The organism is Lutibacter sp. (assembly GCF_040883305.1).
Taxonomy (GTDB): Bacteria; Bacteroidota; Bacteroidia; order Flavobacteriales; family Flavobacteriaceae; genus Lutibacter.
In genome coordinates this window covers 1-11,172 of sequence record NZ_JBFLKT010000248.1, presented here as the reverse complement: position 1 = coordinate 11,172, position 11,172 = coordinate 1, and the positions used below count along the sequence as shown (strand labels likewise).

Annotated in this window: 7 protein-coding genes; all 7 read right to left on the bottom strand. The window is 32.2% G+C overall.

All coding sequences use genetic code 11. The features are described from left to right. The coding region (locus tag AB1Z17_RS07830) for a glycoside hydrolase family 3 N-terminal domain-containing protein (protein ID WP_368051245.1) at positions 1 to 906 on the bottom strand (906 nt) is incomplete at its 3' end. Positions 907 to 1,005: 99 nt separating this feature from the next. Then, positions 1,006 to 2,457, bottom strand: coding sequence for an MFS transporter (locus AB1Z17_RS07825; protein WP_368051244.1), 1,452 nt, complete (start codon positions 2,455 to 2,457; stop codon positions 1,006 to 1,008). Between the two features lie 54 nt (positions 2,458 to 2,511). Beyond that, positions 2,512 to 3,774 (bottom strand): glycosyl hydrolase family 17 protein, encoded by a 1,263-nt coding sequence (locus AB1Z17_RS07820; protein ID WP_368051243.1) that lies wholly within the window; start codon positions 3,772 to 3,774, stop codon positions 2,512 to 2,514. A 13-nt stretch (positions 3,775 to 3,787) separates the two neighbouring features. Then, the gene (locus AB1Z17_RS07815) at positions 3,788 to 7,234 is read right to left on the bottom strand and encodes a hypothetical protein (RefSeq protein WP_368051247.1); all 3,447 of its coding nucleotides are present in this window, start codon (positions 7,232 to 7,234) and stop codon (positions 3,788 to 3,790) included. A gap of 84 nt (positions 7,235 to 7,318) precedes the next feature. Further along, the gene (locus AB1Z17_RS07810) at positions 7,319 to 8,632 is read right to left on the bottom strand and encodes a glycoside hydrolase family 2 TIM barrel-domain containing protein (protein WP_368051242.1); all 1,314 of its coding nucleotides are present in this window, start codon (positions 8,630 to 8,632) and stop codon (positions 7,319 to 7,321) included. Between the two features lie 9 nt (positions 8,633 to 8,641). After that, entirely contained in the window at positions 8,642 to 10,156 is a 1,515-nt protein-coding gene (locus tag AB1Z17_RS07805) for a sugar porter family MFS transporter (RefSeq protein WP_368051241.1), read from the bottom strand. 39 nt (positions 10,157 to 10,195) lie between these two features. Further along, the coding region (locus tag AB1Z17_RS07800; protein ID WP_368051240.1) for a glycoside hydrolase family 30 beta sandwich domain-containing protein at positions 10,196 to 11,172 on the bottom strand (977 nt) is incomplete at its 5' end.

Here is an 11,172-nt window from a genome sequence, read left to right as displayed (position 1 = left end):
TGCATCTACAACTGCTATATCAAGTTCACCATTTTTAATAGCTTCAACAACTATGGCATTATTTACTGTGCTTACTTTAGGCATTTCAATATGCATTCCGGCTTTCATTGCTGCAACACGATCAATAACCGCAAACCAATCTGAAACCACAATTCCTTTAAAACCCCAATCTTTTTTTAAGATTTCGGTTAATAAAAATTTACTTTGCGTACCGTATTCACCCTGAACTCTATTGTAACAAGCCATCACCGTCCAAGGTTGTGCTTTTTTTACTGCAATTTCAAACGGTGTTAGGTATATTTCATGCAACGTACGCGAGTCAACATTTGAATTGTTAAACATACGCATGGTTTCAACATTATTAGCCGTAAAATGTTTTAATGAAGTTCCTACTCCCACACTTTGCACTCCGTTTATATAAGCAGCACCCATCTCTCCTGATAAAATTGGATCTTCAGAAAAATATTCAAAATTTCGACCGCCCAATACAGAGCGTTTTATATTTACACCAGGACCTAAAAGCACACTTACACCTTGCGCCTGTGCCTCATCACCCAAAGTTTGACCTACTTTGTATACTAAATCCACATCCCAGGTTGCTGCAAGTGCAGAAGCAGTAGGAAAACACGTTGCTTGTAACTGATCTCCATAACCTGGTTTATTAGTGGCAGGAGCACGACGTAAGCCGTGAGGTCCGTCAGCCAGCCAAATCCAAGGAATATCTAGTCGTTCAATAGGCATTGTACTCCAATCATCTCTACCTGAACAAAGAGCTACTTTTTCTTCAATAGTTAATTTAGAAATTAATTGTGTAATTTTTTTCTCAATGTCAATTTCTTGTTGAGTTTGCGCTTTTAAATTCATAGTTATTAACACTAAGAATGAAATTAATACTGTTTTTTTCATATTTTTCCTTTAGGTATTTATCCGAAAATAAATATGTAGTATTCTAATTTTTTATAAAAATCAATAAAGTCACCTTAAAAAATCTATTTATACCATAACTTACTTTCGATTTTTTGTTGCTTCTAATTCACGTTCTGCCCTTTTCACCACAAGTGCTTCTTTTATTTCATGAGCTCTGGCTTCTGTAATATTATATCGCCAAACCAAAATAATGGCAATTAAAGCTGCAATTATTGGAATAATTATATCTGCCAATCGTAAATTGGTAATTGTATCAACAGATTGGACTTTAATACTTTCATCAAAACCAACCATCTGTAAAACAACACCACTTGTAAGCATTGCCAAGGCTGTTCCTAGTTTTACCATCCACCAGTAAACAGCACCAAACATTCCTTCTCGACGCTCTCCGTTGTTCAATTCATCTAGATCGCAAACATCAGCAGTCATTGACATCATTAGCGTAAATAAACCTCCAATTCCGAAAGAAAGGAATGGAATAGGCATAAACATTAACCAAGGATTACCTGGGTCAAATCCCCACCATTTCAACACATAACCAATAATTGATAGTAAGGTGGCAACTACAAAAGCTTTTCTTTTACCAATTTTTTCAGAAATTTTGGTAACAACAGGAATTACTAAAAACATAGTAGCTAAAGCACTTACAGTTCCAAACCAAGCCGGCCAAGATCCAGCGGCAACTGTATCTCCTTGAAATAAATAGTAAACAATTATAAAGAACGAAAACTGCGCAATTGTCTGGAATCCATTAAAAATGAAGAAAGTAGCTCCACATAATTTCATAAACTGCTTATTTTTTAGCGTTAATAAAATCCCTCGAATAAATTCTTTTGTATTTGCTGCTAATTCGCTCTTTGAAAGGTCTTTCAATTTGCTTTTATCAACTTCCATTTCTTTATTAAATAGCGCAGGTAAAATTCCTAAAACCATACACAAACCTCCAACCCAAATAGCCATTATCTTAGCTCCTTCGGGTGCACTTTCAAACAACGATTGATCGTAAATAATTACCCAAAACCACGGTGCAATTACCCAGGCCATTTGTCCCATAAATTGTGAAACTGCCATTAGTCGTGTACGTTCGTTATAATCAGGAGTCATTTCATAACCCAAGCCAATTAAAGGTGTCGCAAAAATTGTATAACCAACATAAAAGAACATTGAAACTATTAAAAAATAAAAGAAATTGTACATTTCAGAGTCTTCTGGATTTAACTGCCACATAATCATGTATGCAACCCCAGAAATTACACTTCCTAAAAGAATGTATGGTTTTCGGCGTCCCCATTTTGACTTTGTATTGTCTGAAATAAAACCCATTATTGGGTCTGTAAGTGCATCCATAAAACGAGGTAACGCACCTAACAAACCTGCTAAAACCGGATTCATTCCTAAAGACATTACTAACACAACCATAAAAACACCTAGAGCGGCAGGAAATAATTGATTGGCTAAATGCCCGGACCCAAATGCTAATTTTTGTCCGAAAGGAACAATATCTGCAGGTGCTGTTTTGTGATGTGTCATAATTGTTTGGTTTAGTTCGTATTTTTTAAGTAAACATAAATATGTGCTCTATTACTATTCTTCAATTGGCTTATCTTTTAATGGTGGGGCTAAAACATCTTGCATTAACTCATTTATATTACCATTATATGTTTTTGTAATTTGCTTACCATCTCTAGTTAATCCTTTAAAAACACCTTCATCTACCAAATTCCATATAGCGTATTTAGCTTCACTGTTTAGGTTAATCAATCCGAAATGGTTTTCTGAACCAACTGGGTTTGCAGCATCTTTCCATTGTTCATCAAAGGCTTCAAAATAGAATAATGAAATATTTTCCTTATTTGTCCACGCTCTCATTTGTTTGTAATAAGTACCTGCTTTGTATTCATCAGCAGCTCTTGAATTGTCTTTTCCGTAATGCCCGTCAGATATTGTTGTCCAACCAGATTCCCCTATATGAATTGTTTTTGTAGAATCTATACTTTTCACATAGTTTGAAACCTCTTGATATTGTTTTTTCGCAAATTCTAGTGCACGTAACATCGCTGCATCAACTTGTTCTTTATCTGATAAATCTGCTTCATTTTCAGGAACTACCCAAAACTGTGGGTTATAATATGAATTATGCATTGGATATGTATGCATAGAAACATAATCAACTGCATTTATTAAAGCTTCTAAATCTGGTGTGCGATAACTAGGATCTCCACCTCCCCATGATGCAAAATCATCAGAGCTGGTAATCCATAAATCTTTTGATAATTCCCCTCGCTTTTTTAGTTCTTGTAAATGATTTACCCATTTTAAAATTACACTTGGTTGTACATAATAACTTGTTGCCCAACGAACCATTGCTTCATTACCAATGGCTATAATTTTAACTATGCCTGGATATTGCTTAGCCAATTCAACAGCGGTTGCAATTTCTTTAGCATTACGTTCACTTTCTTCATTATGATCTGGCTCTAAGTCAGTCCAAGCATTTCTACAATCTATCCAAGCGCCTAACATTACATACATTTCAAAGTTTGCATCTTCCTGCTTTAATTCTGAAATTGCTTTTAATAGATTAGATGCTTGTTCTAAATGAACATTATACGTACGTAAAATTTTAACATTCATTGCTGCTAAAATTTTCATATCAGCTTTTAATTCTTCAATTGTTGGCTGAACATCACGTGTAATTTCTCTATAACCTCCATATGAAATTGCTAAATATTCAGGATTTTCTAAAATATCTTTTGCTGTTATTTCTGATTTATTTTGATTTTCTGAACAACTCATAAAAAATGCTACACTTACTAATAATAAAAAGAATATTAACCTTGCTTTCATAATTACATTTGCTTTAATTCCGTTTTATTGAAACTATTATTTTTTCAATTTTTCCTGTTCTGCTAAAAATTTGATTACTGCGCTCCGCATCAAGACTTAATGCGTCGAAAAGTACGCTAGGACCTTCATTAAAAACCACATCTATTCCACTTTCTGATGCCATTTTATAAATTACAGGAATTTGGCAATACGTAAAGCAAAGCGACTGAGGTTCTAATTCAATTTCTTTTGCCTCATTATTAATGTTAAAATAATTGAAAGTTTTTGATTTCTTTAAAAATTGTTCTTCTCTTAATAATTTCGGATTAAAATGAATGGTTCCCTCTTTAACAAAAACACCTAATTCGCCAAATCTGCTTAAAACGTCCTCTTTAACCTGCCCAGTCATTCCTGGTTGCTGCGCGCCCTTTCCTCCTGGTGTATGTGAATATGGGTCAGTTGGGAAAGCACCATATAATTTTGGAGATTTATGAACACCGATTCCTTCATAAATTTCAAAATAATGATCAAACATTTTACCAATTAAAACATCACTTTCCTTATTTTCAATTGCTCTTAAACAACTTTCATGAACCGACAACAATAATTTTGAAACCATATGCCAATAAATTGATCCTAAACCTTCATATCCGAAAAATGTTCCTGATCTTCCAGTGAATGCTTTATGATTAAATATTTTTTCAAAAACACCTAAAACCACCTCTTCATCTTTTTCAATTAGTAATTGATATGATTCATGTAAATTGTCTAAAGCTTCTTGTAAACTACTTGCATTGTTGAAATTTCCGTTGAAATGGTAATTTCCAAAACAATCAACTTGTATAATTTGAGTGTTACCATCTTTAGCAAGCTGTTTTAACAACGCTGATTTTTGAACATCGGTTTTAGAAATATTATTTTTATCACTAAATCTTGGTAGTTCTTTATTTGGATATAAAATATAACTGTACTGATCTGGTCTAAACAAAGCACTTGCCTTTAAAGCATCTAATACCTCCAAACTATTTTTAGAAGAAAGATACCCCGAACTTAAAACCGCTACTTGACCTTCTAACATTTCTGGTAAGTACGAAATTGATACCTCATCCTTGTTTTCAACAGTCATTAAATTGTAGGCATGGTATAAATTATCGGCTCTTTTATTTGCATCAATCGAATGATCTAAATATTGAAGTGTAGCTTTGGTAAAGTTTACTAAATCAGATTTTGAAACTGTTTCTTTATTACTTGAAAAACCTTTTTCATATACAGTTGTTCTGTAATTACTTGCTGCATTTCCTAGTCCATCTAACACTGTTTTTCTTTCCTTGTCTGAAACTTTTCCAGCTAAAATATTTTTGTTGCTGTTTAGTGTTGCTGTAACTTCATTAAAAAATAATGCCAATTCACTAGAGATTTCAACAGTATCCATATCGGATTTTAAAACTACTTCTTCTAGGAATTTCAAAAAGCGTCTTAAATAATACAATGTTACCATTGAAACACCATTACCAACTAAAGCATTGTTAGCATCATTCCATTCCGGACGTTGTGTATTCATCCAAATACCACCTTCAGGAATTAAGTTTGAAACTTTTGCTAATACTGTTACTAATAGTTTTTCGACAAGATTTACTTTATAAATAAAATAATTTTCATCACGCAACAAGGCGCCATCAGCACCTAACTGAGTTTTCTTTTCATTTATATTTTCATCTAGTTCCACATCAAATTCAATCGTATCTTTAGGATTTTTTAAAATATCCTCATAACTTTTGATTTTGTAAGGCACATTGGCATATACAAAGATTTCTTTACTAAAATAGTTTGATAATTTATTTGGATAATGATTTTCAATAAATTCTAAAAACTTTAATAAATAAATAATTTGATGATCGCCCCAATATCCAATATATGACCACGGATTGTCTGGTTCTACTGTTTCCCAATCGAAACCATCTTTTGTAACGCGGTACGGATTATAACCCTCAAATGTTGTAGCATTTAAAAACTTATGAATCATACTTTCAATAAACTCAGGATATGAATGTGCTAAAGCTTCCCAGTTTTGGAAAATATCTCTCCAGTTCCCTTCATAATCTAATATTTTTGAACCATCAATTTCACTTTTTGTATTAATAGAAAACTTGTTCCAAGGTCTACTTGGATCCCCATGTCTTCTACTAAATTTCAACGGCATATATTCAAAACAAAGTCTTTTAAAATTTTTATCAGCTTGATTATTTGCTAGTTCTTTTAAAAATTCTAATGAAAATATTTCTGGAAGATTTGTCAATTCATCTTCTTTCTTTTTTAGAACTTTTTTATTGGCGTTTGCAATGTATTTTATAAAATCACCTTTTTCAATTTGATAATTAAAATCAAAAATACCACCACGCATGATGTTGAAAAGTGTGTTTGAAAAATGTCTTGAATTAATTAAATTATCATTTGATAATTGAATTCCATCTGCAGCACCTGTAAGCTGAATTAATTTAGTGGTACCTCGTTCAATGTTTGCCTGAATTTTGGTTGCTAAATGCTGTTCATTAATTATAGTTCTTTTAATTTCATTTATATCAACAATGGTTTGATTAACATTCGCAACAAGCATCCAGTTTTTTTCTGAATTTGCATTTAAAGTTAAATCTGAACATGTAAAATAAGCTCCTTTCTCTGCTTTTACATCAACTTCTTGCTGAATCTCTTTTCCTTTTCTGAAATCATTTAATTGTAATGACGATAATAAATAAGTAGGTTTTTCAACACCAACAGACCAAACAATATTAGCTTTAAGCGCTTCACTTGGCTCTGCTTTATCAACAATAATAGCACTTAATGCGTAAATCCCTAAACCTTCAGTAGCTTCTAATTCACATTTTTTATAGGCATCTACTAAGTTACTACTTGCATTTTGCAAATCCGAAGATACGCCATAAGGAAGAATATTCTGAATACCATCTAATACAGTAACTTTAAGCGTTTTGTTAGTGTTATTAACTATTGTTGATTTTTTTACAAATCCGTACTTACTACTTGAGCACCATTCATATTTAAAAGTCACACCTAAATCATGATTTATTTCTTCAAAAATCACTTTGTTTCCGTAACTGTTTTTGTATAAATTTCTGCTAATATTATAAATACCTTCATACCTATTTGAAAACGGTTCCCACAAATATGTTCTTCCTTCTAAATGAATTTGAACAATGGTTTTACTTCCGGTAATTTCAGCACTTTCAGTAATTTTATCGTCGGTATAATATGGGAATAATGCATAATTACTATTTTTTCTTCCTGCAGTTAATCCGCCATTACTAGAAATAAACATCCAATGGTTTGAATTACTAACTATACTCATAAAAAAAGGTCTCATTTCATTTACATTAGAAATTTTATAATAACTTTCATTTCCAATAGTAACTACATTTCCCTTTACTTCATTAACTTCATAAGAAGCTTTATTTTCACCTAAATACATCAAAATATTATTTTATAACTTTAATAAAAACCTCTTTCAAATTAATATTTAAAAGAGGTTGATTTTTTTAAATATGCTCTTTATTTAATTTATTTTAAATGGAATATTAGCTGTTGCAGCATTTTCTTGTCCATCATCTACATATCCAAACAATCTATAAGCTCCTTTTTCTGCAGAAACTTTAAATTTTAATTCACCATTTTTATCACTTAGAACCGTAAAATCAACTGCATCTGGTCTGTTTTCAAAATCTCCACCATCTTTTAGGTCTGTGCTTTCTTTTAATATTTCCCAACGGTAATTTAATTGATCATCCTCAATATCATTTACTTTAATAATTGCCAAATTTTCTTCGTCTGCATTTAAAATTACATTTTCGTAAGCGGTTTTGTTATTAATTGTAAACGACTCTATTTGCGGTGCTCTATTTTCTGGCCAAGCTCCATTCCATAGATAATGCATTACATCGACAGATTCTGTTTCTTTACCATCTTCTAAAATCACACCATACCAAGTTGGTGTACGTTCTTGCTTTTGCCCCCATAGAAACACATACGAACCAACACATTTTAATGAATCAGCTTCAATTGCTGCTTTATACCTTTTTAAATAATTTGCTGCTTTTAGGGTACTATTTTCTTCAATTGGCGCACCCCATGATGTTTTTGGAACTTCCCAATGCCCCGTTGCACCCCATTCTGTAACCATATAAGGACCATCCCAACCAAATTCTTTAATTTGTTGAGGCAACTCAAGTATTTTAGCATACAGCTGTACAGAAAGTAAATCTAAATCTGTACATCGTTCTTTTATTAAATCTATTTCCCGTTGAGAAATTCCAGCTAAAGTTGTAGTGGTTAAATGATTTGGATCTACCTCGTGAATCATTTTTGAAATATCATTTACAGCATCCCAAACTTTAGGGTTTCTTGCACGTAAATTTAGCTCGTTACCAATTGCCCAAATAAACAATGCCGGATGATCTTTTAAAGCTATTACCTCTTTTTTAATTCGTTCAAATTGTTCTTTTACAGCAACTTCATCATTATAATCAAAGCCGTGTCGCTCCCTTGCAACTTCAATACCCATAGTTACCATTAATCCATTTTTAAGTGCTTCATCTAGCACTTCTTTTCCAGATTGCTGACCATTATCTGTTCTCCAAGTTCTAAAAGAATTACCTCCATGTTTAGCAACTGAGGCAATGCTTCCAAATTCTAAACCAGCTCCTTTAATGTAAAAAGGTTCGTCGTTTACATATAATTGAAATTGCCCATTATTGTTTTTCAATTCAACTTTTACAGCTTTGTTACTTGTCATAGTTTCTTTTTTAGATTGCTTTGTATTGCAACCATAAAAAAGTGAAATGCAAAAAACAATTAGTACTATATTTTTCATTTTTATTTATTATGATCTAATTAATAATTCTTCTACTTCTTCTAGTGTTTTTCCTTTTGTTTCAATAACATATTTTAAAACAAATAATAATGATAAAATTGCCATACCTGCATAAATTGCAAAAGTTATTGTTGGCCCTAAATTGGTAAGTTCCCAAGGAAAAAACTGGGTTACGGTGTAACTTACTAGGGAATTAAAGAAACCTACTACAGAAATTGCAATTCCTTTTACATTTCCAGGGAAAATTTCTGACAGCATAGTCCACATTACTGGACCTAATGAAATGGCAAAAGCTGCAACATATAATAATATTGCTATTAGCACCAATGTTGCATTTATACTAATAAAACTTTTTATTTCATTTTGTTTGAACTCTGTGAATTGAGCTTCGTTTAATAAAGGTTGAACGTTTTCAAATAATTCATTTTGAGATACAAATGAAAGTCCTTTTAACTCATTTAATGCAGTTTTAATTTCCGGGTTACTTATTTTTTCTATAGTAGTTTCATTAAAATTATAAGTAGCATTATTAAAAGCCAATGTTGCCATAGATAAAGCAATTGCCATTGCAGAAGTGCCAATAATTAACAATGGTTTTCTTCCTAATTTATCAATTAAATAAATGGCTACAAAAGTAAAAACTAAGTTTGTTAAACCTACAACAATAGCTTGCAAAAAGGAAGCGTCTGTACTACCTCCTGCTTGTTCAAAAATTGTTGGAGCATAATAAAATATGGCATTAATGCCTGTAATTTGTTGAAAAAACGCCAAACCAAAAGCAATAATTACAATAATGCGCATTCTTTTGCTAAAGAAATCTGCGTAGGTTCCTTTTGCTTCTTTTTTGTCGATACCTCTTTGAATTTCACTTATTGTTTTTTCAGCAAATTCTTCACCACCAATTTTTACCAATGTTTTTTCAGCGATTTCAACTTTGCCTAATTTTTGAATTAACCAACGTGGGCTTCTTGGCACTAAAAACAGCGATAAAAAATAAATAATTGCAGGAATTGCTTCAACACCTAGCATCCATCTCCAACTTTCTCCATCTAAATCTTTTAAAAAATAATTAGAAAAATATGCAACAGAAATACCTAAAACAATGTTTAATTGATTTAACGAAACCAAACTACCTCTTAATTTTGGTGGTGCAATTTCAGCAATATAAATTGGTGCAATTAAAATTGCTCCTCCAATACCAACACCTCCTATTATTCTAGCAATAACAAATGAAATATAATTTGTTGCAAATGCAGACCATAATGCTGAAACTGTAAATAATAGTGCTGTTAATATCAGTATTTTTTTTCTACCGAATTTATCACTTAATGGACCTGCTGTAATATTACCAGCCATGGCACCAAAAATTACACACCCAACTGAAAAACCAAGTTCCCAATCAGACATTTCAAAATAAGTTCTTATGCCGTTTACGGCTCCTGAAATAACCGCACTATCGAAGCCTAATAAAAAGCCCCCCATTGCTACAATTAAACTTATTGAAATAGTATATGATTTATTCATAATTTTTAGTTGGTTTCGGTTGGTTAAATTAATTCAAATTTATTTTAAAAGCATTGTTTGAATTGCATGTGCTGGCATATTTAAGGTTGCAGTTTTTGAACCTACAGTGACTGTATAAGATAATGCTTCACTACTTTGGTTCATTGCTACAATTACCACAGTATTATCTTCATTTACAAAAGCAGTAGTAATTAACTTATTGGAACTAGAAGCACTTGAAATTCGTTTTGCTCCTGGTCTAATAAATTTGGAAAAATGTCCGATATAATAGTAAGAATTGGTAAATGTTAATTCACCTGTATTGGAATCTCCATGCACAGGTGCAAAACATAAATTATTTACATGATTTGGCCCGCCAGTTTCGTCTAACAAAATATTCCAATCAGTCCAAGCTACAGTACCGTTGTTAAAATCGTTTATCATTGATTTTCCATAACGTTCTGCTAATTTTGGATCTTCATTTATAATTCTACTTAAATCATAACCTTCGGTACAACCTTCAGTAAATACTAAATTTTTATCCGGATATGCCTCGTAAACTTTTGCTACATTATCAAACATTGGCTCCCCGTCTTTCCAATCTTCATACCAATGAAATCCAACACCCCAAACATATTTTGATGCTTCTGGATCGTTTAATATAGTACTTGCTCTCTGAAAAATTAAATCCCGATTGTGATCCCAAACAATTATTTTTTTATCACCCAACCCTTCGTTTTCTAATGTTGGCCCTAAGTGATTTTTTAAGAAATCTCGCTCTTCTTCAGCTGTATAAATACAAGATTCCCACCGTTGAGTTGCCATTGGCTCATTTTGTATAGTTAATCCCCAAATTGGAACTCCTTCTTTTTCATAAGCTTTAATAAATTTCGCATAATATTTTGCCCAAGATGCAGCAAATTCAGGTTTTAGCTTTCCACCTTGTAACATACTATTGTTTGTTTTCATAAAAGCTGGTGGACTCCAAGGAGAAACGTACATTTTTAATGTTCCGCCTGCTGCTGCAATTGCAGATT

What these genes read in the sequence shown, in the direction of transcription:
- AB1Z17_RS07820 (WP_368051243.1), bottom strand. Translation starts at nt 3,774, where the DNA reads ATGAAAGCAAGGTTAATATTCTTTTTATTATTAGTAAGTGTAGCATTT.
- AB1Z17_RS07810 (WP_368051242.1), bottom strand. Translation starts at nt 8,632, where the DNA reads ATGAAAAATATAGTACTAATTGTTTTTTGCATTTCACTTTTTTATGGT.
- AB1Z17_RS07815 (WP_368051247.1), bottom strand. Translation starts at nt 7,234, where the DNA reads ATGTATTTAGGTGAAAATAAAGCTTCTTATGAAGTTAATGAAGTAAAG.
- AB1Z17_RS07805 (WP_368051241.1), bottom strand. Translation starts at nt 10,156, where the DNA reads ATGAATAAATCATATACTATTTCAATAAGTTTAATTGTAGCAATGGGG.
- AB1Z17_RS07825 (WP_368051244.1), bottom strand. Translation starts at nt 2,457, where the DNA reads ATGACACATCACAAAACAGCACCTGCAGATATTGTTCCTTTCGGACAA.